Here is a 26,788-nt window from a genome sequence, read left to right as displayed (position 1 = left end):
ATCAATATTGAATGTGCCGACGTCTTCGCGGGCAAGCCCGCTCCCACAGGGTTTGGCGTTGTTCACGAAATCGAGCAGGCAGGCTCGCTCCTACAGGCTCAGGCCAGCATCGACATCAACCCACCCTGACGATCCAGTTTTGCCAGGTCATCAAAGCCGCCGATGTGTGCGTCGCCGATGAAAATCTGCGGCACGCTGCGACGACCGCTGCGCTCAAGCATTTCCTCAAGTTTGCCCGGCTCACGCTGAATGTTGATCTCGTGCATCGTCACGCCTTTGCTGGCCAGCAGTGATTTGGCGCTGCGGCAGTAAGGGCAGGTGTCAGTGGTGTAAAGGGTCACAGTGTTCATGCTCGTATTCTCCGCAGCGGGGTTGATCAGGCGTTGATGGCCGGGAAGTCGATATCGGTCAGGGCGACGTTGTTCAGGTAGTTGGTCAGCGTCTGCGAGGCCACGTGGGCGATCACTTCGATGATCTTCGCGTCATTGATCCCGGCGGCGCGGGCGGCGGCGATCTGATCGCTGCTCAGGTGACCACGGCTTTCAGTGACCTGTTTGGCCAGCAGGGCATAGGCGTCGAGTTGGCCTTCGCGGGCGCTGAGGATTTCCTGGCTGGAGAGCCCGGCCTTGCCGGCAAACAGCGTGTGCGCCGCCAGGCAGTAATCGCAGCCGTTGACTTGCGAGGTGGCGAGGAAGATCGCTTCCTTCTCCGTAGCGCTCAAGGATGTCTTGCCCAGTGCCGCCGAGTTTTGCAGGTACGAGGCCAGCACGGCGGGGGCGAGAGCCAACACGCGGAAGACGTTGGGCAGGAAACCGATTTTTTTCTGCACACCTTCCAGTAGCGGGCGGGTGGCGTCGGTGGCGTGTTCGAGGCTGACAGGGACAATGCGGGTCATGGTGACTCTCCGAGGATTCAAGCGCGACAGGCGCTGGGTACGGAGTCCATGCTAGTGATTCGCTCTGGTCAATTGGATGCAAATCGTCGACGATATGCGACAGATCGTCCAGAACTGCTCCCGGGAGCCTACCCATGGATCGCTTGTCCACTTTGCTCACGCATTTCGGCGTCAACGCCGGCACTTTCCACAGCGGCACGTTTTGCGGCACGACCGCCTTCGATGGCACTCAGGTGTGCGGGCATGTGCACTTGCTGCAGGCCGGCGAGGTCGCGCTGAAGCTGGGTGACGAGCGCGAGCTGCAACTGACCCAGCCGACGCTGATCTTTTTCCCTCGGCCGTATCGCCATCGTTTGTTCGCTTCAGAGGCGTCCGCCACGCAACTGGTGTGCGCATCGCTGAGTTTCGATGGCGGCTCAGGCAATGCCCTCGCTTCGGCATTGCCGGAGTATCTGGTGCTCAAGCTCGATGAAATCCCCACCCTGGCCAGCACGTTGCAATGGCTGTTCGACGAAGCTTTCGCGGGCACCTGTGGCCGTGAAGCGGTGATGGATCGGCTGTTCGAACTGGTGGTGATCCTGTTGTTGCGGCACATCCTCACCAGCCGCAATCAACAGCCGGGCATGATGGCCGGCCTCGCCGATCCGCGCCTGGCACGCCCCTTGAACCTCATGCACGAAGCACCGGGCAAGCCTTGGAGCGTGGCCGAATTATCAGCGGCGGCCAATATGTCCCGCGCCAGTTTCGCAGAACATTTCAAGCGGGTAGTGGGGCAGGCACCGGTGGATTATCTGGTGAGCTGGCGCATCAGCCTGGCGCAGAAACGCTTGCGCGAAGGCAAGCCGATTGCGCTGATCGCTGAAGAGGTCGGCTACGAAAGCCCTTCGGCACTGGCTCGGGCGTTTCGCCGCAAGACCGGGGTCAGCCCGCGCGAGTGGAGAGGATGACAAGTCATGATCCAGTGCAAGAGTAGCGGCGAGCCTGCCACGCCCGAAGATGGGCGGCGCATTCTGGTGGATCGCCTGTGGCCGCTAGATTGCCCCAAGGATTCGTTGCGTTTGGATGACTGGTTGCCCGATGTCGCGCCATCGGTTGATCTACAGAACGCTTTCGATACCGGGGCGCTGGATTTCAACCGGTTCAGCGCAGCCTATCGTCAGGAGCTAACCGCGCAGCCGGCGCATTGGTGGGCGCTTTTGCCGTACGTCGACACAGTGACGCTGACCCTGGTTTTCACCGCCAAAGACCCACTGCAAAACCACGCGATCGTGCTTGTTCAGTGGCTGGAGGATGAACTTGATCGATACGGCGGTTCCAGTTCACCGGTGTGTTATCGGGATGAATTTCCGGACTATTGAAAAGCGAAAATGACTTCCGCGCGATACAAACGTAATCTCGCCAATTCGCTGACCAAAAACAAAAAATCAGGAGTCATTGATGCAACCGATCCGTCTCGGTCTGGTGGGCTACGGCAAGATTGCCCAGGATCAACACGTTCCCGCGATCAACGCCAACCCGGCGTTCCAGTTGGTGGCTGTCGCCACGCAAGGGCAGCCCTGCGCCGGGGTGGAGAACTTTCAGTCCCTTGGCGAGCTGCTCGAAAACGGCCCGCAGGTCGATGCGATTGCGTTTTGCACGCCGCCGCAAGGGCGATTCGCCTTGGTGCAACAAGCGCTCGCCGCGGGCAAACACGTACTGGTAGAAAAACCACCGTGCGCCACCCTGGGTGAAGCGATGGCGTTGGTGAGCCAGGCAGAGGCGCAAGGCGTCAGCGGTCTGTTCGCCTGGCATTCACGCTACGCGCCCGGCATCGAAGCTGCCCGCGACTGGCTGGCCAGCCGCACCGTGCAAAGCGTACAGATCGACTGGAAGGAAGACGTGCGCAAGTGGCACCCCGGCCAGGCGTGGATCTGGCAACCCGGCGGCCTGGGCGTCTTCGATCCGGGCATCAATGCCTTGTCGATTGCAACCCATCTGCTGGCGCTGCCGCTGTTTGTCGAGTCCGCCGAACTGCGCGTCCCGAGCAACTGCCAGTCACCGATTTCCGCTTCCATCAAAATGTCTGACGCACGCCACCTCGACGTCCGCGCCGAATTCGATTTCGACCATGGTCATGACGAACTCTGGAGCATCGAGATTCGCTGCGCCGAAGGCGTCCTGCGACTGGACAACGGTGGCGCACTGTTGAGCATCGATGGCGTGCGCCAGACCGTATCGGAAGAGGGCGAGTACGCGGCGGTGTATCGACACTTTCAACAGCTGATCAGCGACCAGGCCAGTGACCTCGACCTCCAGCCGCTGCGACTGGTTGCCGACAGTTTTTTTGTTGGCAGTCGTGTTTCGGTTGAGGCGTTTTACGATTAACGGCAGGGTTGGCCGTAATTAAATGCACTTTGGCACAAAAAGGAAGTAAACACCCCCACAGGGTCGCTTGATCCTCGTTACCCTGATGTTCATCGGGGTGTCGAGCGTGGGGGCAAATCCGATTCACGTGATGCTTGATCTCGAAGTTTCCCGTCAGGTTTTACCCGCCTACCACCAACGAGTGAGCCAACCAAGCGGCAGGGATGACCGTGAATTCGCGAGAGAATCACATGATGAACATGAGAAAACTGAAACACGTCCTTGCCGGTTTAACCCTGTCATTTGGCGCTGTGCATGCGCACGCCGAAGAGGCCAAAAAAGTCGATGTACTGCTGATCGGCGGCGGCATCATGAGTGCGACTTTGGGTGTCTGGCTGCATGAGCTCGAGCCGGGGCTCTCCATGGAAATGGTCGAGCGTCTCGACGGTGTGGCGCTTGAAAGCTCCAATGGCTGGAACAACGCAGGTACAGGCCATTCGGCATTGGCTGAGTTGAATTACACGCCGCAGGACGAGAACGGAAAAGTCACGATCAACAAGGCTGTTGAAGTCAATGAAGGCTTCCAGCTGACCCGGCAATTCTGGGCGTGGCAGGTCAGGCAAGGCGTGCTGAAGAATCCGCGCTCGTTCATCAATTCCACCCCGCACATGAGCTTCGTCTGGGGCGAGGACAACGTGCGCTTTCTGAAAAAACGTTATGAAGCGTTGCAGGCCAGCCCGTTGTTTCGCGGCATGCAGTATTCCGAGGACCCGGCTGTCATCAAGAAATGGGTTCCGCTGATGATAGAAGGGCGTGATCCGAAGCAGAAAATCGCCGCCACGTGGAACCCCAATGGCACCGACGTGAATTTTGGCGAAGTGACCCGGCAACTGGTCGGTTACCTGCAAACCTCTCCCGGTTTTGCCCTGAAGTTGTCCAGCGAAGTGCAGGACATCACCCATAACAACGATGGTAGTTGGCGCGTCAGCTACAAAAACCTCAAGGATGGTAGCGAAACCGTCACCGACGCCCGGTTCCTGTTCATCGGTGCGGGCGGTGGTGCGCTGAAGCTGTTGCAGAAGTCGGGGATTCCCGAGGCCAGGGAATACGCAGGCTTTCCGGTGGGCGGCTCATTCCTGGTCACGGAAAATCCGGCCATTACCGAGCGCCATCTCGCCAAGGCCTATGGCCAGGCTTCAGTGGGCGCGCCACCGATGTCGGTTCCGCATCTGGACACCCGCGTGCTCGACGGCAAGCGCCTGATCCTGTTTGGCCCGTTCGCCACCTTCAGCACCAAGTTTCTCAAGCAGGGTTCTTATCTCGACCTGTTGAGTACCACCACCACAGACAATGCGTGGCCGATGACCCGCGTTGGCATCAAGCAGTATCCATTGGTCCAGTACCTCGCGGGTCAACTGATGCTGTCGGACGCGGATCGTATCAATGCCTTGAAGGAATACTTTCCCAACGCCAAAGCCGAGGATTGGCGTCTGTGGCAGGCAGGCCAGCGCGTACAGGTGATCAAGCGTGACGAAGCGGCCGGTGGCGTCCTGAAACTGGGCACCGAGATTGTCACGTCCCAGGACGGCACCATTGCCGGGTTGCTGGGTGCATCCCCCGGCGCGTCGACCGCCGTCCCGATCATGGTGAGCCTGCTGCAGAAGGTCTTCAAAGACAAAGTCGCGACGCCGGCATGGCAGGAGAAACTCCACCAGATCCTGCCGAGCTACGGCACCCAGCTCAATGACGATCCGGAAAAAGTGGCGCAGGAGTGGGCCTACACCGCCAAGGTGCTGGAACTGATGCCGCCACCGGCGATCAGCCAGGTCGCCACGCCGGATGTTGAAAAAGAAGCGACCAGTCCCGCAAAGGACAATGCAGCGGCTGACATGGCGCTGTGATCAAAAAGCCCGCTGGACGTTAATCGTCAGCGGGCTTTTCAGTGGGGCGACGCGGAGTTGGCATTGGCGGGTCGTTTCCTCGTACAGGAGGGTTCCAGGACAGAGCTACGCCCGTGTGGCTACAACTAGGTCAGTTGAGTCTCTCCAATACGTAATCCTTACCTGCCAGCTCATTAACCGATGGCTGGTTTGCTTTACCCCCCATTGAGGGTAGCCCCCGCAGCCGTGGCGCTCAGTAAGCTATTGCTGCTGCGCGGTATACGGATTCCCTGCGAATGGAGTGGCAATGAAAAACCAAAAAAAACCAAAGGTGCACCCTGAGCGACCGGCTATCGGTATGCCTCGCGTGTTGCGCGCACATCAACCTGACCGTGAGGCCCGTGCGTTCCTGCGCCTGGCCAACCTCTCCATGAGCCTGCGCCGCGCTGAAGATTACTCGCTGCCCAAACTGCGCCTGGGCTGGCGATTGACGGCGCTGGCGCTCGCGCGCAATCCGCCGGTGGGTTCCGTGACCGAGCAACTGATCGACGGGCCGGGTGGTGACATCGCCCTGCGCATCTTCAAACCTGACAATACGCAGCAACTGCGGCCCGCATTCATGTGGTTTTTTGGCGGTGGGTTCATCATTGGCGATCTGGACACCGCTGACGGCATCTGCCGCAGCATCGCGCTGGCCGCCAACTGCATCGTCATTGCCGTGCGCTACCGACTGGCGCCGGAGCACGACCTGTCTGCGGGCCGTGCCGACGCACTCGTGGCATTCGAGTGGATGGCAAAAAACGGCGCGCAGTTGGGTATCGATACGACTCGCCTGGCGATTGGCGGCGATTCGGCGGGTGGCAATCTCTGTGCTGCCGTTGCCCAGGAAAGTCTGCGTCGCGGCGGCCCGTTACCGAGCCTGCAAGTGCTGGTTTACCCGGCCACCGAACTGGTGGAGAAATTCCCTTCCTACGCGGAGAACGCCTACGGGCGTGCGTTGCTGACCGATCATGCGATGCAATGGATCGAGCGCACGCTGGCGCCTTCGCTCGATACGCTGGACCTGCTTGATCCCTGGTACTCCCCGCGCCGCAGCCCGGACCTGCGCGGCTTGGCGCCGGCAATCGTCGTCAGTGCCGGTTTCGATCCGATCCGCGATGACGGCCTGGACTATGCCGCCCGCCTGCGAGCAGCCGACGTGCCGGTGGAGCTGTTGCACTACGGGGGCCAGTTCCACGGATTCCTCAATTTTGATTCGGTCAACAGTGCCAGCCGCGATGCATTGCAGCGCATCGGCAATGCACTGACGACGGCGTTCGCCCGACAACCGGCTGCGGACAGGACGATCGAGATCGCCGACAGGGGGCCACGCAGGCATTCGCGCCTGCGCGCCACCGCCGACGAGTTGGCAACCTCCACGCTGACCACCTGGGTTGTCACCGAACGCTGGGGTATTGCCTTGCTGCGTCTGCTATCGCCAAAGGCGGCCAGCGCTTGCCGACTGTTGATCAGGCCTTGGCTCTTGCCCCCCGTCATCATCCGGCACAAAGCCATTTCCGGCCTGGACCGACTGGCCGCGCGCCAAACCTGGCCGTCAGACAAAAACTGCACTGTGAAACCTTGATCGAGGACTACGTCATGGCATTACCGGATCCGTTCAAATTGTATCGCGAGGCCATCACCCGGTTTGAGAACGGCGTCAATGCCCTGGCCGCCCGTAACATCGATTCAAAAGAAGTCGGTCTTGTGATCGACCAATATTCGAAGGTCGCGCTCGGGTTGCAGCACCTGTCGCAGACATCGCTGGAGCGTTTGCACAAGCGCATGGGCCTGCCCAGCCGCGCCGAAGTCAACGCCCTGGCCGCCGCTTTGCGGCGAGTAGAGGACAAGCTCGATCAATTGCTTCCAGCCCCCAGCAATCCGGCGATTGCGCCGCAACCGCCACGCACGCGGCGCCCATTGGCTGAGGTGCCCCCGGCACCGCTCAAACCGGCATCCAAGCGCAAACGAAAGGCAGGAGGTGACGATGAGCCGGCCGCATGACAACAAGATCGCTGACATATCGTTGACCGACAGACTCCGTTCGGAGGTCAGCATGATGGTCCAGCGTGGCCTCAAGGGGCTCGAGTACCTGAGCACGCCGCCGCCAGCGGTGGGCTTGACGCCCAAGACCCTCGTGCACCGTCGCGGCACCTTGTGCCTGTACCACTATCACGCGACATCGGACGAGATCTATCGCGTGCCGTTGCTGTTTGTCATGGCGACGACCAGCAAGGCGGCCATCTTCGACCTGACAAAGGGGCAGAGCCTGATCGAGTTTCTGCTCGCAAAGGGCTACGACGTCTATGTGATGGACTGGAATGCGCCAAGCCGGGAAGAGGCCCATCTGAAGCTTGACCACTACGTGCTCGACTTCATTCCGGATTGCATTCGCCGCGTGCAGCAAGACTCGGGCGTGGAAGACATCACGCTGATTGGCTACTGCATGGGCGGTGTGCTGGCGACGCTTTACGCCGCGCTGCATCCCGCAGGACCGTTGAAGAACCTGGTGTGTTTCACGACGCCCATCGACTGGACGAAGATGCCCCTGGCCAAACAGCGTCACTTCAAGGCCGAACGCTTGATTGATGCGACGGGGCTGGTCCCGCCTGAGGCCATTATCAAGGCGATTGAATTGCATCGCCCCGCAGGCCGCATTGCCGGCCAGGCCCGGCTCTGGGACAACATGTGGAACGACGACTACGTCAGGGGACACCGCATGATGGCGCGTTTCAATGACGAAACCTTGCCGCTTCCCGGCGAGTACTTCCGGCAGATCCACCAAGAGTTCGGGCTAAAGAATTCGCTGTACGAAGGTGGCTTGCGCATCGGTGGTCAAGCGGTCGATTTGAAGAACATCGAGGCTTCGCTGCTGCACATCATCGCGCAGTACGATTCCCTGGTGCCGCCCGATTGTGCGCAGCCTCTGGTGGCCCGCGTGGGTTCGCGCGACAAGGAAGAGCTGATGCTACCGGGCGGGCATGTCAGCCTGGTAGCGGGGCCGGCAGCGGTCAAGCGGATGTGGCCCAGGCTCGATCAGTGGCTGGGGGGACGATCCGTATGAACCTCGCGGAGTTGGTAGCAGACAGCTGCTTGAAGCCAACTGACCGACCCGACGCGCACGACATCATTCGTTGTATCAACGGGCCTGCTGCTTTTGGATGGTTGCATGAAGCTTTAGTGCAGGCAAAAAAAAGCCCGCGATGGGGAGTGCGGGCCGGGAATCACAAAAGGAGTGGGATCTACCGTACGCCGACGGTTGTGAAAATATTGTGAGCGGAGCTGAGGAAGACCAGGCACAGCGCCTGGCCACCCAGTGTTGTGTCTTAGAAACGATACTTCGCTGAAGCCGTAATGCTGCGTGGTGCACCGTAAGTCAGCGCACCGTAGGCATCGAAGATGTCGAAGTACTTCTCATCCGTAACGTTGTCCGCGTTCACTTGGGCCGAGAGGTTTTCGGTGATCTCGTAGCGAGCCATCAGGTTGACCAGTGCATAGGCATCCTGCTGGATTTTTTCGGAATTGCCGGCCGGGTTGGTGGCGTAGGTATAGATCGAGTCCTGCCAGTTAACCCCACCGCCAATGGTCAGCTTGTTGAACACACCTGGCAGACGGTAGGTGGTGAAGGTGCGCAGCAACTTGGTCGGGTACAGGGTGTTGACGTCGTCGCCATGGGCGTCTTCAGCCTTGAACTGGGTGTAACCGACGGTGGCATTCCAGTCGGTGGCGATTTCACCGGACACTTCCAGCTCGAAACCCTTGCTGGTCGCGCCTTTGGTGGCCTCGTAGGCGAAGCCGCCGACGGGGTTCGCAGGGTCGATCAGCTCGCCGGTGTTCTTGCCCAGATTATCCTGTTTGATCTGGAAGATCGCCGCGGAGGCGTTCAAGCGGCCACCGAAGTATTCACCCTTGAGGCCCAATTCCGTGCTCTCGCCAACAATCGGGTCGAGTTCCTGGCCATTGCGGTCGCGTACCGACTGCGGCAGGAAGATTTCCGTATAGCTGGCATAGGCCGAGAGGTTGTCGGTGAGGTCGTAGACCACGCCGGCATAAGGCGTCAGCTCGTGATCGACATCGGTCTTGCTCACTTCCGAGAACACGTCATCGGCGGTCTTCTCGTACCAGCTTTCACGGGCGCCGAGAATCACTTTCAAATCGTCGGTCACGTTCAGGCGGGTGGCTGCGTAAAGCCCTTTCTGGCGAGTCTCGCTGTAGCCGTAGTCAGTCCGCGGGCCCCAGATCGGCTCGGGGAAGTGGCCGTTGTAGGCATCGAAGTCTGCGACCCCGTCAAACCCGGTTTGCGCGTTGAGTGCATCGGCGTCGAACTTCTGTTTGCTGTCCACGTAACCGAAGGCCACTTCGTGCTCGCGGCCCAGGAACGTGAACGGGCCATTGAAGCGGATGCCGTAGTCGTCCTGGGTCGTCTCGGTCTTGTAGGTCGCCGGGAACGAGAACATGCCAGAGCTGCCGTTCTGCCCGGGATTGCCGGAGAGATACAGCAGGGAAGAGTCGCCGGTTCGCTCGCCACGGTTGTAGCTGAGGTGGACTTGCCAGTCGTTGGCAAACGTGTGGTCGAGGTTGACGAAGTAGGTTTTGTAAGTGGTGTCCCACTTGCTCCAGTCAGCAGACGTTGTCTTCGAGCGGCTCCAGTGAGTGCGGCTGCCATCGGCATACCAGACCGGCAGGCCACCCCACATTGGAGATTCGGCGTTGCTTTCCTGATGACTCAAGCCGAACCACAAGGTGGTGTCGGGCGTCAGGTCGATGTCCATCGTGCCATAAAGGGTCTGGCGCTTGTTCGAGTTCATGTCGATCCAGGTGTCGCCCTCATTGGTCTCCCCGACAAAGCGCGCGCGAATCGTGCCTTCCTCGTTCAGCGCCGTGGACACATCGGTCTCGACGCCATAGGTGTCCCAAGTACCGGCGCTCAGCTCTACCGAACCCTTCAGTTCCTTGCTGTTGGCGCGCTTGCGCACCATGTTGAGGGATGCGGAAGGGTCACCCGCGCCGGTCATCAAACCGTTGGCGCCGCGTACCACTTCAACGCGGTCATACATGGCCAGACTGCTGAAAATCTCACCCGAACTCCATGGCTGCTCATAGATGGTCGGTACGCCATCGATCATCAGCGAGTTGAGTTCAAAACCACGGGCGTTGAACTGGGCACGGCTGGTTTCATAGCGATTGACCGACACACCGGTGGCGTTGTTGACCACGTCGAGGATGGTTTTCAGATCCTGGTCTTGAATGCGCTGTTGGGTGACGACGCTGACGGACTGCGGTGTTTCGCGCAGCGACATGGTCAACGGCGTGGCCGTGCGCGCAGCATCCGTCGTGTAAGAGTTAGTGCCCTCGGTAACCCCGACTTGCTCTGCGTTGGCAGTCTCGGTGATTGCGATCGGGTTCAAGGTCAAAGCGCTTTCAGTCGTCTGCTCAGTTGCTTCCGCCGCCTGCAAGGACGGAGCCGCGACGGTGATACCGGCCGCAAGCATGTGTACTGCGAGAGCCAGAGGCCGGAGTGCCAGGGACGAACGCGGGGCAACGGTGTTTTCTGCACACAGGAAGATTGGGGCGGACATGCGAACTCACATATGAATTAGTGTTATTTGAGAATCGCTATCATACGCATGCGTTAATAATTGCGGAATGGGTTTTATACCTATTTGAGAATATTTATCATATGTGGTAGCGTCCGGCACATTCCCTGACCCGAACTTTTCTCAAAATGGCCTCCTGTAAACGTCCTTCTTTGGCCCAAATGGTTGAGATCCACTACGAGGAACTCAAGGCCTACATCCAGCGCAGAGCGGGCTCAGCGGTCACTGCGTCGGACATCGTTCAGGAAACGTGGCTGCGTGCAGCCAGGCACTCTACGAAGCAGCCGGACAAGCCGTTGGCCTATCTCTATCGCACGGCGATCAACCTGTTGCTGGACAAGCAGCGACAAGATACGACCCATGGCCGTTACCTGGGCGAAATCGAGTTGGCCGAAGAAGTGGAGTGCCCGTTGTCACCACCGGACAAAGCTGCCGGGATTCGTCAGGAACTGGAAAGACTGTCCGATGCGCTGGACGATCTGCCGGAAAAATACCGTGCAGTTTTTCTGCTTTCCCGTTGCGAAGGATTCACCCTGCGCGAGATCGCTATGCAGTTGGATATCAAGGAGCGCACCATCGAAAAGCAGATCGCCAAAGGGATGCAGCACTGTCGTGCCCGCCTGATCGGGGCATAACGGTACCTGGCTCGGTGAAAGCCGCCGGTCACCAGTGCCGACGGTTTCCATCAACGGTCGCACTCACTCTGTGGCTTACTTCAGCAGCGAAAGGGACTTGAGCAGGTCGAGCAAGCCTTCAGGCACCAAAGGGGAGGCGGGACTGAAGTTCGTGCTGTCGCACCATTTGGCATGAAAAACCGCCCCGTTGCTTTCCTGACCTTCTATCTCGTTTTTTTCGTAGACAAGCACGTCGTCGAATGTCGCGTCATAGATCTGGACGATTTCGTGCCCTGGCTTGCCGGCGTAGGTGAAAAGGCTTTCCAGAGTACCCAGCAGGCGAACGCCATGAATCGACAAACCCAGTTCTTCCTGAACCTCCCTGACAATCGCATCAGCACTTCTCTCGCCAAATTCGATGCCGCCGCCGATGGGACGATAGAGGGTTCGTTGTTCCTCGGTATCGTGAAACTGATTGACCAAAATCTTGCCACGATGATGAAAGATGCAGAGGGCGAGGGGGCGAATGCGATGTTCGGACACCGGTAAAATTCCTTTTTATAAAGCGGATTGTGAAAGCCCAGGTAAGCGAAGCCATCTGGGTCTGTATTCATTAATGGAGACGGTCTATATCACGGGCCAGTGTGGATTTCCCATTTCCTGCGTTGCTCAGTATGACGATGCGCTGCATAAGCAGATCCCTTGCTGCAAACAGCTATGACCTGGAGTTTGCGCCAAGAAAATTCTAGCTCCTGACCAAGCACTTCAAGGACGTAAGTTGCAAATATTGATTACTCAATGTAACAAGTGAAATTCGATTCAAGGACTCTATCGTTCTCTGCTCTAGTAATAAGATGGCCCCAACAACCATCCCTACTGGAGAATCGCGTGAAAAAAACTATTCTTGCTGCCCTGCTAGCCGCTGCCGCTAACTATGCCAACGCCGGCACGGTGTTGGTTGTACTGTCGGATCAGGATCAACTGGACCTGAAAGACGGCAAGGTCATGCAAACAGGTTTCTTCCTGAACGAATTAATGCAACCTGTGCAGACCTTCATCGCGGCGGGTCAAACCGTCGTATTTGCCACCCCTAGCGGCAAGGCGCCAACCGCGGATCAGAAATCCAATGATGTGAGCTTCTGGGGCGGCGATGAAAAGGCCCGTCAGGAAAGTCTCGCGCTGCTGGACACGCTGAAGCTGACCTCGAAGAGCGGCTCGCCGGCAATCAGCTTCGCGCAGGTTCAGAAAATCGGCTACGACAAGTTCGATGCCGTATTCGTGCCTGGCGGCCATATCCCGATGCAGGATCTGCTGAAGGACAAGCAGCTGGGCCAACTGCTGACCAACTTCCATGAAAAAGGCAAGATCACCGGCTTCACCTGTCATGGCACCATAGCCATGTTGTCGGCGATCCCGGACGCGCACGGCTTTGTCTCCGCGCTGGAATCGGGCAAACATCCGGCAGCGCCAGCCAATTGGATTTACAAGGGCTACAAAGTCACCGCTTTCACCGACGCGGAAGAGGAGCAGGCCAAAGGTTTCCTCGGCGGCGGCCATATGAAACTGTTCCCGCAGGATGGCTTGACGGCAGCCGGTGCCAACTTCTCCGAAGCCAAGCCATGGAGCGAGAACGTGATCGAAGACCGTGAAGTCATTTCCGGCCAGAACCCACAGTCGGCCAAGGCAGTCGCCGTGGCCATCTTGGCGAAAATGAAGTAATCCTGGTCGGTCGTTTCGAGTAAGCCGGTTGTAGGTGCTGGGGTCGATTTGCATTGACTCCAGCACCACCGTCTTAACCTTGTCAGCCCAGCCGACATCACTCCCTCATGTGTTTACCAAGAAACGCCCCCACCAACCCGGCAATCTGCCCTGGCTGTTCATCCAGCGCAAAATGCCCCGCCTCCAGTACATGAACCTCGGCATTCGGCAAATCCCGGCGATACGCTTCGGCCTCAGCCACATCAAAAGATGGATCAAACTTTCCCCAAACCACCAGCGTCGGTGGTTGGTGTTCGCGCAACCACGCTTGCCACTTCGGATAGCTGGCCACGTTGTTGCGATAGTCGTAGAACAGATCGCTCTGAATATCCGCTTGCCCCGGCTGGTTCAGGAAGTTGAACTCGTCGGTCCATAGATCCGGATTGAAAACCTCGAGATTCGGGTTGGCCCCCACATGCCGCTGCCGAGTGGTCGCGAAGGAGAAAAAACTCGCCCGTAGCCCCGCCTCGTTCGCCGCCCGATTGGCCCAGAACTCACGACGTTTTTGCCACAACGGCCCCAAACCATCCTCATGGGAAACTGCATTCTGAACAATCAGCGCCTGTACCCGTTCAGGGTGAGTCAGCATCATTCTGAAGCCAACCGGACCGCCGTAATCCTGCACATACAGCGCATAGTTTTTCAGCCCTAACGCCTCGGTGAAATGCTCCATCACACTGGCCAGATGATCGAAGGTATAGGCAAACCCCTTGGGGTCCGGCGCATCGCTATGACCAAAGCCCGGATAGTCCGGAGCCACCAGATGATAATTCTGAGCCAGCCGCGCCAGTAGCGGGTCATACATGCGTGAAGAACTGGGAAAGCCGTGCAGCAGCAATAAGGTCGGCGCATCCGGCCGACCGGCTTCGCGGTAGAAAATCGTCAGGTCATCTACCTTTATACTGCGGTACGCAACCGCCAGTTGCTCTGTGGAATACCCCGCCGATTCGGCAGCCTGTGCAGTGTTGGAAAGAGACAAACCCAAGGCGCAACCAAGGGCCAGGGCAGACAGCAATTTACTCATCGGAGGGCTCCGAGTGAAGGGTGGAAAGGAGGTGTGGGAAAACTGTGCCACCTCGATGTATCCACCCTGTACCGGTTTTGTAATCGCCGGTATGTTCCCAATCAAACTTACACAGCGATACACAACCCACAAAAAATCCCGGCGCCCACCTGTGGGAATGACTTGTCCCAAGTAATTCTCGAAACAGTCATCCGGTTCATTCGGACCTGCAGCCTCACAAAAAAAAGTCACCGCAGCGAAAGGTGGAGTTCTGCGGTGACCAGAAAGGAGAAATCGGGTTTCAAGAGTATCGATCCGAGAGATCATCGAAGCTTTTGGCCCTAAGGATTGCGGCCTGTCTGTGCCTCAATTTTGAGCAGCGATCTTTCGAAGTGATTGCTCGTAGTAATCCGCCGTTTGAGCGCCAGTGATTATTTGACGGCCGTTGAGTACGACGACAGGAACGGAATGAATGCCGCGGCTGGTGAAATAGAACTCACGCTCACGCACTTCGTTGGCATACAGATTCGAAGAAAGAACTTCATTGGCCAGATCTTCAGACAAACCAACACTGCTCGCGATGCTGGCCAGCGCTTTATGTGAACTGATGTCCTGCCCATCGGTGAAGTAAGCCGCGAAAAGTGCATGGGAAAGAGGGCGCTGCATTCCCTCAAGATCGGCCCAAAACATCAATCGATGCGCATCGAACGTATTGTAGAAATGGGTTCTTTTATCGAAATCAAAGTGAAATCCAACGCTGTTTCCGCCAGAGCGAATACTGTCCTGACCTCGCGCGATGTCTGCTGCGTTACTTCCGTATTTCTGCATGATGTGCACGACCGCGTTTTGCCCACCCTGAGGCATATTCGGGTTCAACTCGAAAGGTTCGAAATTGATCTCGACGACTGCTTCATCTGCCAGGCGCTGAATGGCTTGTTCCAATGCACCCAGGCCGATTGCGCACCAGGGGCAAACAACGTCGGAAATGAAATCAACGCGTATAGGCGTGCTCATGGAGAGTCCTCTGCTTTTCAAGAGAATTGTTGGGCGAGGCTGCGACGGCCTTCTACAAGCTCTTGGGCTACGCGTGCTACACGGGCGCCGAGGTGCTCTGCCGTCAGGATGTCAGGATTTTTGGGGGCTACATCCGGTCCTTCATCGAAATTGGACTGGGCACCAACACCAATGAAGTAGCTGTCGCGGTTCAGCATTTCTTCCGTGGTGGTCGAGCTGTTGTGTCCAGGTGGCAGACCGAGATTCACCCAGTGCATTGAGTGCTGGGCAGCGAAAATGCTCAGTTGCTGCAACGTTGCCAATTTGTCGCCCGAACGCGATGCCGCATTGGTAAATCCCGCAGCAACCTTGTCAGCCCAGACACCGCCTTTGGCGAATACGTGGCGAGAGGTGGCGTCCATGAAGGTTTTGAACTGCGCCGATGCGCTCCCCATGTACGTAGGGGAGCCGAAGATGATGGCATCCACTTTTTCCAGGGCGTCCCAGTGCTGGTCAATATCCTCGACCTGCACAAGCAGGCTCTTTGTGCCTTCAACACCTTCCGCACCGCGGGCTACAGCTTTTGCGACATTGGCGGTGTGCCCATATCCACTGTGATAGATAACGGCAACTTTTGTGGTCATGTCAGTGCTCAACTTTGTGTGATTCCCGTCTTCTGCCGGCCAGCCAACAGCGATCGTATGATTGTTTAGGAAAAAATCCTGGCTGTATTTCTGGAGAACGATGGGGTCACTATATTTATGTCGATTATTTAGATAAACGGACGATCAGGCATATCAGTTGATACATAGGGTAACTAATCAGGTTCACGTAATAGCCAGGTAAGGTGGGGATCTGGAACGGGGGAAGGTTAAAGCCAGTCGCCGTATTACCGGGCGGCCAATTGGCGAGCCGGACAAGCTTTTTTGTCACCAGCATGTCCGTCAGCGGCGGCAAACCGGTCGGGCCGTTGGGAGGGCTGGTGGTGTCAGTCAGCGGGGGGACGAAGTCATAGTGGGTGAGGAAGAAATCCGGCACATCACTGCCGAACAGGATGTGATCACCGACAGCAATAATCGGCCACTCAATGGCCAATCAGCAGGAGATAAAACATGAGTCGACAGCGCCTGGGGTTCTGTGGCACTACCTCCTTGGCTGGGACAATCATTTGTGATCCAGCGGCAGCAGCAAAAGCACCAATCTTTCGGGCGTTATGTCCCGCTACAACGTAAGTATGCACTGGAGTAAAGCTACCAATGGAAGCCAACCGATTCGGTGACATTGCTGCGTTTGTCTGCGCTGTGAAGGCTGGAAGTTTTACCTCCGCGGCCGCCTCACTTGGTCTGACCCGATCGGCTGTAGGTAAAAGTATCGCTCGTCTTGAAGGTCGGATGGGAGCACGGCTGTTAAATCGTACGACGCGCAAACTGAGCCTGACTGATGAAGGGCAGGTCGCCTATGAGCGCTGGAAGCAAATTCTCGAGGACCTTGATGAGGTGGATGCAACCATGGCCTTGCGCCGTGGGCGACCGACCGGCACGTTTAAACTCACAGCCCCACTTTCCTTCGGCCAGCGTCATATCCTGCCGATTCTGGATGCTTATCTGAAACAGTGGCCTGAGCTTCGCGCAGACGTCTGGTTTACTGATCGTTATGTCGACCTGGTAGATGAAGGTATCGACATAGCCATCCGCATCGGCACGCCAAAAGATGATTCACAACTATTGACCCGCACCGTGGGTTGGCAGCAGTTCGCAACGTGTGCCTCGCCGTCTTATTTGGCCCGTTGCGGTGTACCGCAAACACCTGAGGAACTTGTCGGGCGTGACACCATCGCTTTCATCAGTGGCCAGGCCAGTGTCTGGCGTTACCAGACACCCACCGGCCTTTATTTGTACGAACAGCCAGGTCGGCTAAACATCGACAGCTCCGAAGCCATGCGCGAAGCGGCGCTGACTGGCATTGGCCTGATTCACTTACCGACCTATATCACTGGAAACGACTTGCGCGAGGGGACGTTGGTGGAAGTACTCAAACCTTACCGTGCACAACCCGATCCCATCCGGGTTGTCTACCCGAGCAAGCGCCAATTGTCCCCGCGCGTGCGCGCGTTTATTGACCTGTTGATTGAGCGCTGGGAATCAGGAGTGCCTTGGGAAGCCTGAAAAATATTGGGGACTCAGTGGACCCTGTGATGGTCTGTTGGTGTGGTTTATCCGAGATGAGGATTCAATAAATATGTCAGTCATCGCCACTCACCGAGACTGCCATCATGACTATCGCCACCCAACGTTCGCCACAAGTGCAACCCGCCGCCTTACCGACGGCCCATCCTGCGCTTGAACGTCATCCTGGCTTTCAACGCTTGTTTCATCCGCAGGCGTTGACGGTTGGCCTGATTTTACCCCTCGAAACCCACGCCGGCCGAGCGGCACCGACCATGCGTGGTCACGTGGAAATGGCGCAACGCGCCGAGGCGTTAGGTTTTGGCGCGCTGTGGATGCGTGACATTCCTTTCTTTGACCCGGAGTACAACGATGTGGCGCACATTTTTGAACCCCTGGTTTACATCGGCTTCCTCGCCGCTGCCACACGCAGCATCGTCCTGGGAACCACCGGTATCGTGCTGCCTACCCATGAGCCCATGTACCTGGCCAAGCAGGCGACGTCCCTGGATCAGTTGAGCGAAGGGCGCCTGGTGTTGGGGCTGTCATCGGGCGATCGATATAGCGACTACCCGATGCTGGGTATCGATTTTGAAACCCGTGGTGAACGCTATCGTGATGCCTTTTCGGTGTTCCGCACCCTGATCGAGCAGGATTTCCCGCGCTTTCGTTCCGAGCGATTCGGTGGCTCATCCGGCAATCTCGACCTGGTACCGAAAGCGCCGTATGGGCGCGTCCCTTCAATCGCTGTCGGCCAGGCGCAGCAAAGCGTTGAATGGTTGGCCGAACACCTTGATGGCTATCTGGCCGGGGTGCAAAGCCCCGAGCGGTTGGCATCGTTGGGCGAGACCTGGCACGCCAAAGTGCGCGAGTTCGAAGGTCGCAACGCGTTCAAGCCGTTAGGGTTAGGCGGTTATTTCGACCTCAGTGATAACCCGGACCAGCCATTCCAGCGCATCCAGGGTGGCTTCCGGGCCGGGCGCAACGGTCTGCGTAACTACCTGGAGCAAGCGCAGGCGGCCGGTGTTTCGCATATCGCGCTCAACCCAAAGGTCAGTCGCCAGCCCTACGGCGAGATTCTTGACGAGCTCGGCGAGTACATCTTGCCGCACTTCCCGTCGCACGTTTGAGGCCTAACGCACTGCCGGAGGATCAATGTTTGTTCGTCGCAACACGGTCGGGCATGTGTATCAGGTATCAGGCAGTAGTGGCAGCTCACTTGTAGGATAACGAGACAACCGCCATCGTCTATTTGTCACTAGAAGAAATCGATTTCGTAGCCGAATCGGGATGCTGCACTGACGATATGCTGCCCCATGATCTGACGTGCCGCCGCCGCATTCCCATCGGTCAACGCCTGCACGAGATCTTCATGCTCACCGCGTGCTGCATGCGGAATATTGCTGAACACTGGGCCTCGTCGCGCAAAGTTCATGGTGATCAGTGCCCGCATTGGCTCGAGCACTGTGCGAATCATTGTCTCGAGATAGTCATTGCCAGACGCTGCGGCCACGGCCCGATGGAAGTCGAGGTCGGCGTTCACAGTGTCCAGCGTAGGTTCACCTACGTATTGCATTCGCAGGACCGCAGCCTGGATCGTTTTCAGCTTGTGGGGCGTCATGTGCGACGCCGCAAGCGCGGCAGCCTGGCTTTCCAGGACGGCCCGCACTTCGAACATGTTGCGAATCGTATTGTCACCGTCCAGCAACGGCGCGCTGTCGCGCTCGGGCGAAATCTCCGGCGATGGGGCTGCGGCCGAGACGAATACGCCAACGCCTTGGCGGGACTGGATCAACCCCTGAGCTCGAAGCGTGGCAATCCCTTCGCGCACGACGTTCCTGCTGACGCCAAAGTTTTGCGAGAGAAACTGCTCGGTTGGCAACCGGTCTCCCGGGCGTAGTCGGCCGGACGCAATCTCGTCGCTCAACGAGCGGGCGATGTGCTCAGCCAGATGAGGACGCCGCGCCACGGGTTGCACATTCATTTCACTCATTCTTTTCATCCCTTCCACTTGTCTTCTTAATCTACATCAGAAGACTTGTTCCCAACAGTTAAAACTGAATTTCACTGTGGCTAATAAAATTAATAACCAATAAAAACATATAGTTAAGTGATATTTAGACGAAGGTCTAGCAAAAAGCAGTAGTTGTTCAGTTGAAGGACAACAGGACGTCATGTACGTTGTCCTCAACCCGGCACGAGCGAAATCCCGAAATCGCCGCGCCACCCTGCAACCTGCTTGAGGCGAAGTCCTATGAAAATTGCCAGCATCGAAACCATTCCGCTTCGGATTCCCTTCACTACGGGTGGTCCGTCGGCGGGCGGCGTCTGGGGCCCGAAAGACCTGCAGATGGTCGATTCCCTGGTGGTTAAAATCACCACGGACGAGGGTATCGTCGGCTGGGGCGAAACCTTCGGCTTCACCGCGATACCAGCAGTGCAAGTCGTGATCGACACGATCCTCGCGCCTGAGCTGATCGGCAGTGATGTGACGCGGCGCGAAAAACTGCAGGGGGATCTGCAGAAGAAGTTTCACGTCTTTGGTCGCAGTGGCGCATTCATCTATGGCCTGTCAGCAATTGACATCGCGCTGTGGGATATCGCCGGCAAAGCGGCTGATAAACCGATCTACCAATTGCTGGGTGGCAGCGAGGCCACGTCGCTGGCGGCATATGCAAGCTTGATCCGCTATGCCGACCCTGAACTGATTCGGGTCAATGTGCAGCGCGCGGTCAACAGCGGTTTCCGTCATCTCAAGTTGCATGAAGTGAATGCAGATGTAATCCGCGCCGCGTGCGAAGCCGCCGGTCCCGGCGTGGAAATCACCCTCGACGTCAACGCCCCGTGGTCGGTTCGCGAAGCGCTCGATATGACCGAGAAGCTACGTCCGTTGAATCTGCGCTGGATCGAAGAACCGGTGTGGCCGCCGGAAGACTATGCGGGTCTGGCGAGGGTGCGCCAACACGGCGGCATCCCGGTTGCAGCCGGCGAGAACGCTTCGACGCTGATGGACTTCCAGCATCTGCTTGAAGCCGGCGCGGTCGATTTCATCCAGCCCAGCCCGGCAAAAATGGGCGGCATCACCGAACTGCAAAAAGTCTATGCGCTGGCCAATGCGCATGGCGTCACCGTGATGGTCCACGCCTTTTATGACGGCCCGGGACTGTTGGCCGCCGTGCATGGCAGTGCCGCCCTCGGCGGCGCGAAGTCCTTGGTCGAATGGCGTTACTTCGATCTCGAAGCGCAGCTCTATGGCGACGCCATCATTCCGCGTAACGGCCGCATCGACGTACCCCAAGGGCCTGGGCTAGGAATCGAGCCGGACCAGGACGTCATTCGGGACTATCGCTTCAAACCCTAACCGTAACGGCCGCCTGGCCATTGCCGCGTTGATCGAGGCCGCCGTATCGGCGTCGATCAACCACGACGACATTCTTGATAAAAATAAATACGAGGATTGAGCACATGTTAGACAGAATCGTAGGGCCAATTTTGCCCGTCGCCTTTGTGATCGCGCTTGGCTACATCGCCGGCAAGCGCGGACGGCTTACCCATTCGGACAGCCTGCTGATCAGCCGGCTGGTACTCGGCTGGATTTTCCCGGCACTGCTGTTTGTCGGGATGGCGAGCACGCCTCGTGAACAGCTCTTCGACTTCAAATTCGTCGTGGCTACGTTTATCGGCATTATGGGCATGTACACGATCGCGCTCGCAATCGGCTGGTTCACCACGCGCAATCTCAAGGTCGCAACGCTCAAGGGCTTCGTCAATGGTTACCCGGACGCGGCCTTCATGGGCATCCCGATCCTCGCAACAATGTACGGAGCCGGCAGCATTTACTCGGTGCTGGTGCTGAACCTGGTCGCCAGCCTGGTGATGATCCCCCTGACGACCATGTTGCTCACCATTGCCGATGGAAAGGGCAGTGGCACCCAGGCGTTCGTGTCGAGCCTGTCGGGAGCGGTACGCCGTCCGCTGATGTGGGCACCGGCCCTTGGCATTCTGATTTCACTGCTGCAGGTCAAGCTGCCGCCGATTGCTGCGGAGTCACTCAATCTTCTCGGCAAGGCAACGCCTGGTGTATCCCTGCTGTGCCTGGGACTGATCATGTCGTCCGAGAAGTTGAAAATGTCAGGTGAGGTGTGGGGCAACCTTGGGCTCAAGCTGTTCGTACACCCGGTGTTGATGTTCGCCGCCACTGTGGTACTGGGCACCCATGGACTTTATGCCCAACAAATGATCCTGCTTTGTGCGCTTCCGTCGGCGACCATCCCGGCGATGTTCGCGAACCAGACCGGCGCCTATCAGAGTGAAGCCGCGACCTCCATCCTGGTCAGTACGGTGTTGTCGATCGTGACTTTTTCTTTCGCGATCTACCTGATTGATGGAGGACTTGCCGCAGCTTGACTGCTGGTCCCGAAAAGGCGGGGTATGAGGCACTCGTGTTGAAATACCACGCCTGATTTTGTTCCGCTCACTGCCGTTTTTGGGCGGATGCGCCAGGCTGCCTCAATCTATTAGCGGGTTTTTATCGTTTGGTGTTCTCCGAGTACGGCGATTTATGCCACGGATAGCCCTTTACGCTGAGTTGAAAGGCGTAATCGAATAGACGCTTCATGTACTCGCCATCGAATTTTCGAAGGTGCGGAAAGTTGAAGTCGGAGCCGATGTACGCAAGATTGAAATCCGCTCCATCCTGCTGCGCCATACGGTAAATTCGCTCCAGATCACTGATCCCCTGAGTTTGAATCAACGCACTGATGGCGCGACCGCCGATGCTCAACGTACGTCGTTTGGTCCCGGACCACTGTGGCTCCAGTGTCCCGTTACGAATGACATAGAAATGGCGGTCGAGTCGCAAAGGGGCTCCGACGGCTTTGCTCAGCGCCATCACAGTGTTAGGTGGGTATAGAAACACTTGCGTGATGACCCCGCCGTCCACGTGCATTTCCTGAAACTGTTTGCCGTCCACCTCCACATCGATCATGACCGGTGAGACTGCACCGGGAATGCTCATGGAAGCGAGCATGATGCTGCGAAAGAGTTCGAGCGCTCCCGGTGCTTGGCTTGCGGCAATAGCGCCCATGTCCCAGGTGACTGGCCGCCCTGAATCAAGGTCAGTGGTGCCGATCAGCAGAATTCGTCCTTTGGAATACTCCAGCGCAATCGCCGCAAGAATCTCTGCCGTGACGTATTTTGCGATGAGCCGCGACAGTGGCTTGCTGTCCGCGATACCGTCGCTGGCAAAACGCGTTAACACGTTTCGCGAATGAAAAATGTCTTTTGGCCCAATTGCATTGGATACGTAACGAATCACGCCGTCGTACTCAGACCCCAGGTAGGCGAACGGGGCGACGAGGGCGCCCGCGCTAATGCCCGCCACGACCTTGAACCTGGGGCGGGACCCATGCGTGGTCCATCCGGCAATCAGCCCCGCTGCGAATGCGCCTGCATCTCCGCCGCCGGAAACTGCCAGCATGTGTGCGACAGGCAGGACATCGTTCGGCTTCCCGGCCTCGGCGAGCAACAGGCTCTCACGTTTGTTGGACTGAACCGCATCCTCAATGAAAGGGGTCTGGTCATGGTCCAGCCTGTAGCGAGCATCAGGGATGCCCGGGATGATGGCTTTTTCCGTCAAGGTTGGCGGCACCGCGTCTCGGCGAGGCAGACACGCTTGAAGAAACATGTCCAAAGAGGCGCCAGGTCTGAGCGGAAACGGTTTCAAATTGCCTCCTCCGGCCTTGCCGGTCGACAGCCAATGCGCTCATCGTTCACTCGCGACGAAACTTCCCTCTATCCCAACGCTCTCCGATAACAGGGAAGCCGACGGTCTGTCCTACGTTAGTTTAAGTCTCTCCAATGCATAATCCTTACCGGCCAAGGTCAGTTCAAAAGTGGTGGCGCCGAATGTGCCCCTTGTCACTTTTTGCTCCACAAGACGTTTCGCTTGGAGTTGCTTTAGACCGGCTTCAACTTCCAATGTGCTGAGTGAGACAAGCTTGCAAATCGAGTCCAGGTTTGCAACTTTTCTGAAGTTCGCATGATAGGCCAATGCTTCCATCAGCAGCGTTTGGTTATCTGTCAGCTTTGGAAATTGAGGGTTGTTTTTTTTGTAAACTTTCCGCTCTATCTCGTGTAACTCGCCGTAAGTTCCATCAGTGATCCGGGCGTAATAAATCGCTACAGACATAGTGCTGAGTAAAATCGCGATAATCATCAGTGACCAATTCGGCATTGGCGTTTCCAGCGAGAGCCAATCCCAAAAACGCAGTAGCCAGCCCGTGGTATCTGCTGACAACGTCAGGTCGAAGTGAGTGTCGAGCAGCTTTATGGCAGCCCAAGCGACAAGGAAAACTCCAGCCGAGTAGGCCATGGCCTTGAACCTGAACGGGGAATGCCTGCTTTGTGCTGCCATGTTGATCGTCTCTAGTGCAGAAACAGATGCAATCAGCATAGCAGTGGAAAAATGGCCCCTGGCAGTCGACCTGCAAGGAGCCGAAAGCGGTCAGTCGAAGCAGTGGATGCGACCTGTTTGTACTGTAAGCGACACGCCATCGAACTCTGCCTGGGGTTTCCTGTCGACCCATCACCCGTTTCTCAACACGCTCGGCGGTGACTTCAAACACGATCACGATTAGCTCGCGACCGTCTGACACACTCCCGGCTATGGTGATCGCGATGAATTGTCTTATATGTGTCGGTACTGCGCAGCGCATTCAATGTCACGGCCCCTGGGAAGAGCGGGATTGTCCGGACTGTGGTCGCTATCGCGTGTCGGATGAGCTCCTCATGATGCTGATGGAGCAAGGTCAAATATTCGATGTGAGCAAAACCAGGCGTTGGCTCGATAGTCGGCGAGGGGAGGGGGCTGTTCCTTCAATCGAAATTCATGAAGCGCTTCTACGGCCCTGAAGTCAGGGGTAAAAGTCGACCTTCGCTGATGGGGCCATGGCATAGCTTGATCCGACACTCATTTTATTTGCGTCCCGGGCACGAAAAGTTTACCGGGATCATCGAATTCCTTCAGGTCAATCAAGGCTCGGCAAACGCAATGCGAGAACTGTTTCTGCAGCGTATCGGGGTCTTTCCAGGCTATTTGCGATGCTTGCAAATGCTTATTCTCGGGCGATTTATAGCAGACACAATTGTCGAGTCGGGTGATGCCGTCATTTGTGCTCTGACAAGCCGTGGTCAGCAAAGAGATCGCGATGAGCATTGCATAGCGTTTCATTGGCTCCCCTCCGAGACGATTGCGAAGGACTTACCACGCAAAACGCAATCTGCTCAATACGCCCGAAATTAGAAAGAAGCTTAGCTGTCATTTTCCAACGCTGGCAGAATCCCCTCAACTTGATCGTTTTGGAGAACACCATGCTTCGTGCGTTTGAACGAAGACTCGACCCTTTCCCGCCCGACGAGGTACCACCGCCACCCAACGGCCTGGCTCGATTCCTGTGGGCCTGTACGCGGGGCGCCCGCGGTTACATCCTTGCGCTTACGTTGCTCAGTGCCGCTGTGTCGATTTACGAAGCCTGGCTTTTTTCCTTCCTCGGGCAAGTCGTGGACCTGCTCTCGACCTGGCAGGCAGGTGGCGAGGCGGCTGCGCAGGAAACCCGCGTGTTGTGGGGCATGGGCATCGTCATGGTGACCAGTGTCGGGCTGGTGGCGTTGCGCACCATGGTGCAGCACCAGATATTGGCGATTAACTTGCCGTTGCGACTGCGCTGGGATTTCCATCGCCTGATGCTGCGGCAGAGCCTTTCGTTTTTTTCCGATGAGTTTTCCGGCCGGGTCACCACCAAGGTGATGCAGACTGCGCTAGCGGTGCGCGACGTTCTATTCACCCTGATCGAGATCGCCCCCGGGATCGGGGTGTATTTTATCGCGATCATCGCATTGGCCGGCGGCTTCGCACTGAAGCTGATGCTGCCTTTCGTTGCCTGGGTCGTGTTGTTCGGGCTGGCCATGCTGTACTTCGTGCCGCGCTTGGGGAAAGTCGGCCAGGAACAAGCCAATGCGCGGTCGCTGATGACCGGGCGTATCTCGGACGCCTACACCAATATCACGACGGTGAAGCTGTTCTCCCACTCCAATCGCGAAGCGCACTTCGCGCGAGCAGCGATGGAGGATTTCAAGCAAACCGGCTTTCGCCAGATGCGCCTGGTCAGCCAGTTCGAGATCGTCAACCAGGCATTGGTGGTGGCGTTGATCATGGCCGCCGGCGGTTATGCGCTGTGGTTATGGCATCAGGGTGAGGTCGGCGCAGGTGCCGTGGCGGCAATCACCGCCATGGCGTTGCGTATTAATGGCATGTCGCACTGGATCATGTGGCAAATGACCTCGCTGTTCGAGAGCATCGGCACCGTGCAGGATGGCATGGCGACGTTTACCCGCGGCCCCAAGGTGCAAGATGCGCCGGACGCGGGCGTGCTGGTGACCTCCGGCGGCGCGGTCACTTTCGACAAGGTGAGCTTCAACTACAGCGGCGAACGCCAGGTGCTCGACGGCCTGAGCCTGAACATTCGCGCGGGCGAAAAAATCGGCCTGGTTGGTCGCTCAGGCGCAGGCAAATCCACGCTGATCAACCTGCTGCTGCGCTTCTATGATGTCGACAGCGGGCAGATTCGCATCGACGGGCAAGACATCGCAAAAGTGACACAAGACAGCCTGCGCAGCGCCATCGGCATGGTCACCCAAGACACTTCCCTGTTGCACCGTTCCATTCGCGACAACATCGCCTATGGCCGTCCCGATGCGACCGACGCACAGATCCGCAGCGCCGCGGCCAGTGCCCAGGCCCATGAGTTCATCAGCCAACTGAGCGACCGGCAAGGCCACACCGGCTACGACACCCTGGTGGGCGAGCGCGGCATCAAGCTGTCGGGCGGCCAGCGCCAGCGCGTCGCGATTGCTCGAGTGATGCTCAAGAACGCCCCGATTCTGCTGCTTGACGAGGCCACCAGCGCGCTGGACTCGGAAGTCGAAGTGGCCATTCAGGAAAGCCTTGATGAAATGATGGAGGGTAAAACCGTGATCGCCATCGCCCATCGGCTGTCCACGATTGCGGCGATGGATCGACTGGTTGTCATGGATGACGGACGCATCATCGAACAGGGCACCCACACCGAATTGCTCGCGAAGAACGGCATCTATGCGCGGCTTTGGCAGCACCAGAGTGGCGGATTTCTGGGGGAGGATCAGGGCGTGGTCGAGGCTATGGATCAGGTGTGAGTGTGAAGGGTGTGCGGGGTTCGATCGTTGTCAGTCGGGGAGGGCTGCTCAGACCCGTGGCTGCCTGTTTTAAAGGGCAGCTAACGACCCAGGCTGTGTCAAAACGCGCTAAACACCTCAAAAATGAGAGTCGCGAGGGTTGCCTATGGAATCAGCGGGCGAAAGCGCGAATTAGCTTAGTTAGTGACGTAGACGTTCGTAATGCCGTTTGGGCCGCGTCAGCGGCCAAAACGGCTACTAACTGGCGAGACAAGCGGCTGGATTCACGCC

At 57.6% G+C, this 26,788-nt stretch carries 27 protein-coding genes; 15 read left to right on the top strand and 12 right to left on the bottom strand.

Going from position 1 to position 26,788, the window contains the following annotated elements:
• Nucleotides 1-98: 98 nt before the first annotated feature.
• Both grxC and ACW9JC_RS16070 read right to left on the bottom strand, forming a co-directional pair.
• The gene (gene grxC, locus ACW9JC_RS16075; RefSeq protein ID WP_416126732.1) at nt 99-350 is read right to left on the bottom strand and encodes a glutaredoxin 3; all 252 of its coding nucleotides are present in this window, start codon (nt 348-350) and stop codon (nt 99-101) included.
• 26 nt (nt 351-376) lie between these two features.
• Complete coding sequence (locus tag ACW9JC_RS16070; RefSeq protein WP_457455987.1) at nt 377-895, bottom strand: carboxymuconolactone decarboxylase family protein; 519 nt, start codon at nt 893-895, stop codon at nt 377-379.
• A 134-nt stretch (nt 896-1,029) separates the two neighbouring features.
• Between ACW9JC_RS16070 and ACW9JC_RS16065 the strand changes: the two genes are divergently transcribed.
• From ACW9JC_RS16065 to ACW9JC_RS16035, 7 genes are all read left to right on the top strand, one after another.
• A complete protein-coding gene (locus ACW9JC_RS16065) occupies nt 1,030-1,842 on the top strand; it encodes a cupin domain-containing protein (RefSeq protein ID WP_457455985.1) in 813 nt (270 codons plus the stop codon).
• A gap of 6 nt (nt 1,843-1,848) precedes the next feature.
• Complete coding sequence (locus ACW9JC_RS16060) at nt 1,849-2,253, top strand: DUF488 domain-containing protein (RefSeq protein WP_457455983.1); 405 nt, start codon at nt 1,849-1,851, stop codon at nt 2,251-2,253.
• A 79-nt stretch (nt 2,254-2,332) separates the two neighbouring features.
• Nucleotides 2,333-3,259 carry a Gfo/Idh/MocA family protein gene (locus tag ACW9JC_RS16055; RefSeq protein WP_457455981.1) on the top strand — a complete coding sequence of 309 codons (927 nt, stop codon included), beginning with the start codon at nt 2,333-2,335 and terminating at the stop codon, nt 3,257-3,259.
• Nucleotides 3,260-3,498: 239 nt separating this feature from the next.
• Complete coding sequence (gene mqo / locus ACW9JC_RS16050) at nt 3,499-5,139, top strand: malate dehydrogenase (quinone) (RefSeq protein WP_457455991.1); 1,641 nt, start codon at nt 3,499-3,501, stop codon at nt 5,137-5,139.
• 286 nt (nt 5,140-5,425) lie between these two features.
• Nucleotides 5,426-6,742, top strand: a complete 1,317-nt coding sequence (locus ACW9JC_RS16045; RefSeq protein ID WP_457455979.1) for an alpha/beta hydrolase — start codon at nt 5,426-5,428, stop codon at nt 6,740-6,742.
• Entirely contained in the window at nt 6,739-7,161 is a 423-nt protein-coding gene (locus ACW9JC_RS16040; RefSeq protein ID WP_457455977.1) for a hypothetical protein, read from the top strand. Before ACW9JC_RS16045 ends, ACW9JC_RS16040 begins: the two co-directional genes overlap by 4 nt.
• 52 nt (nt 7,162-7,213) lie before the next feature.
• Nucleotides 7,214-8,221 carry an alpha/beta fold hydrolase gene (locus ACW9JC_RS16035; RefSeq protein ID WP_457455975.1) on the top strand — a complete coding sequence of 336 codons (1,008 nt, stop codon included), beginning with the start codon at nt 7,214-7,216 and terminating at the stop codon, nt 8,219-8,221.
• Nucleotides 8,222-8,483: 262 nt separating this feature from the next.
• Here the strand turns inward: ACW9JC_RS16035 and ACW9JC_RS16030 are convergent, their stop codons facing one another.
• Nucleotides 8,484-10,736, bottom strand: coding sequence for a TonB-dependent siderophore receptor (locus tag ACW9JC_RS16030; protein WP_457455973.1), 2,253 nt, complete (start codon nt 10,734-10,736; stop codon nt 8,484-8,486).
• 179 nt (nt 10,737-10,915) lie between these two features.
• Here ACW9JC_RS16030 and ACW9JC_RS16025 point away from each other — a divergent pair, with 179 nt between their 5' ends.
• Complete coding sequence (locus ACW9JC_RS16025; RefSeq protein ID WP_457455989.1) at nt 10,916-11,389, top strand: RNA polymerase sigma factor; 474 nt, start codon at nt 10,916-10,918, stop codon at nt 11,387-11,389.
• Between the two features lie 75 nt (nt 11,390-11,464).
• Here the strand turns inward: ACW9JC_RS16025 and ACW9JC_RS16020 are convergent, their stop codons facing one another.
• Complete coding sequence (locus ACW9JC_RS16020; RefSeq protein WP_448108269.1) at nt 11,465-11,911, bottom strand: NUDIX hydrolase; 447 nt, start codon at nt 11,909-11,911, stop codon at nt 11,465-11,467.
• A 345-nt stretch (nt 11,912-12,256) separates the two neighbouring features.
• Between ACW9JC_RS16020 and ACW9JC_RS16015 the strand changes: the two genes are divergently transcribed.
• Nucleotides 12,257-13,087, top strand: coding sequence for a type 1 glutamine amidotransferase domain-containing protein (locus tag ACW9JC_RS16015; RefSeq protein WP_457455971.1), 831 nt, complete (start codon nt 12,257-12,259; stop codon nt 13,085-13,087).
• Nucleotides 13,088-13,184: 97 nt separating this feature from the next.
• Here the strand turns inward: ACW9JC_RS16015 and ACW9JC_RS16010 are convergent, their stop codons facing one another.
• The 4 genes from ACW9JC_RS16010 to ACW9JC_RS15995 form a co-directional block, all read right to left on the bottom strand.
• Complete coding sequence (locus tag ACW9JC_RS16010) at nt 13,185-14,150, bottom strand: alpha/beta fold hydrolase (RefSeq protein WP_457455969.1); 966 nt, start codon at nt 14,148-14,150, stop codon at nt 13,185-13,187.
• A 345-nt stretch (nt 14,151-14,495) separates the two neighbouring features.
• Nucleotides 14,496-15,143: a DsbA family oxidoreductase gene (locus ACW9JC_RS16005; protein ID WP_457455967.1), complete on the bottom strand. Its 648-nt coding sequence runs from the start codon at nt 15,141-15,143 to the stop codon at nt 14,496-14,498.
• A 17-nt stretch (nt 15,144-15,160) separates the two neighbouring features.
• Nucleotides 15,161-15,766 (bottom strand): flavodoxin family protein, encoded by a 606-nt coding sequence (locus tag ACW9JC_RS16000; protein WP_457455965.1) that lies wholly within the window; start codon nt 15,764-15,766, stop codon nt 15,161-15,163.
• 124 nt (nt 15,767-15,890) lie between these two features.
• Entirely contained in the window at nt 15,891-16,217 is a 327-nt protein-coding gene (locus ACW9JC_RS15995) for a hypothetical protein (protein WP_457455963.1), read from the bottom strand.
• A 161-nt stretch (nt 16,218-16,378) separates the two neighbouring features.
• Here ACW9JC_RS15995 and ACW9JC_RS15990 point away from each other — a divergent pair, with 161 nt between their 5' ends.
• Entirely contained in the window at nt 16,379-17,287 is a 909-nt protein-coding gene (locus ACW9JC_RS15990) for a LysR family transcriptional regulator (RefSeq protein WP_338581369.1), read from the top strand.
• Between the two features lie 107 nt (nt 17,288-17,394).
• Entirely contained in the window at nt 17,395-18,417 is a 1,023-nt protein-coding gene (locus ACW9JC_RS15985; protein WP_457455960.1) for an LLM class flavin-dependent oxidoreductase, read from the top strand.
• Nucleotides 18,418-18,545: 128 nt separating this feature from the next.
• Here ACW9JC_RS15985 and ACW9JC_RS15980 read toward each other — a convergent pair whose 3' ends face one another.
• Nucleotides 18,546-19,280: a FadR/GntR family transcriptional regulator gene (locus tag ACW9JC_RS15980; RefSeq protein ID WP_457455958.1), complete on the bottom strand. Its 735-nt coding sequence runs from the start codon at nt 19,278-19,280 to the stop codon at nt 18,546-18,548.
• Nucleotides 19,281-19,541: 261 nt separating this feature from the next.
• On the opposite strand from ACW9JC_RS15980, the gene ACW9JC_RS15975 reads away from it, so the two are divergent.
• Both ACW9JC_RS15975 and ACW9JC_RS15970 read left to right on the top strand, forming a co-directional pair.
• The gene (locus ACW9JC_RS15975) at nt 19,542-20,648 is read left to right on the top strand and encodes a mandelate racemase/muconate lactonizing enzyme family protein (RefSeq protein WP_457455956.1); all 1,107 of its coding nucleotides are present in this window, start codon (nt 19,542-19,544) and stop codon (nt 20,646-20,648) included.
• A 104-nt stretch (nt 20,649-20,752) separates the two neighbouring features.
• The gene (locus ACW9JC_RS15970; RefSeq protein WP_338581365.1) at nt 20,753-21,694 is read left to right on the top strand and encodes an AEC family transporter; all 942 of its coding nucleotides are present in this window, start codon (nt 20,753-20,755) and stop codon (nt 21,692-21,694) included.
• Nucleotides 21,695-21,815: 121 nt separating this feature from the next.
• Here the strand turns inward: ACW9JC_RS15970 and ACW9JC_RS15965 are convergent, their stop codons facing one another.
• Together ACW9JC_RS15965 and ACW9JC_RS15960 are read right to left on the bottom strand one after the other, a co-directional pair.
• Entirely contained in the window at nt 21,816-23,012 is a 1,197-nt protein-coding gene (locus tag ACW9JC_RS15965; RefSeq protein ID WP_457455954.1) for a patatin-like phospholipase family protein, read from the bottom strand.
• Between the two features lie 111 nt (nt 23,013-23,123).
• Nucleotides 23,124-23,702 (bottom strand): hypothetical protein, encoded by a 579-nt coding sequence (locus ACW9JC_RS15960; RefSeq protein ID WP_457455952.1) that lies wholly within the window; start codon nt 23,700-23,702, stop codon nt 23,124-23,126.
• Here ACW9JC_RS15960 and ACW9JC_RS15955 point away from each other — a divergent pair.
• The gene (locus ACW9JC_RS15955) at nt 23,659-23,925 is read left to right on the top strand and encodes a hypothetical protein (RefSeq protein WP_457455992.1); all 267 of its coding nucleotides are present in this window, start codon (nt 23,659-23,661) and stop codon (nt 23,923-23,925) included. The genes ACW9JC_RS15960 and ACW9JC_RS15955 overlap by 44 nt on opposite strands.
• Nucleotides 23,926-24,257: 332 nt before the next feature.
• Here ACW9JC_RS15955 and ACW9JC_RS15950 read toward each other — a convergent pair whose 3' ends face one another.
• Nucleotides 24,258-24,518, bottom strand: coding sequence for a hypothetical protein (locus tag ACW9JC_RS15950; RefSeq protein ID WP_338581525.1), 261 nt, complete (start codon nt 24,516-24,518; stop codon nt 24,258-24,260).
• A gap of 140 nt (nt 24,519-24,658) precedes the next feature.
• Between ACW9JC_RS15950 and ACW9JC_RS15945 the strand changes: the two genes are divergently transcribed.
• On the top strand, nt 24,659-26,518 hold the full coding sequence (locus ACW9JC_RS15945; RefSeq protein ID WP_457455950.1) for an ABC transporter ATP-binding protein: 1,860 nt from the start codon (nt 24,659-24,661) through the stop codon (nt 26,516-26,518).
• The last annotated feature ends 270 nt before the right edge of the window (nt 26,519-26,788 follow it).

Source organism: Pseudomonas sp. SDO5591_S426, assembly GCF_054070755.1.
Note: the sequence above shows the minus strand (reverse complement) of the source record. Positions and strands in the feature narration are given on the sequence as shown.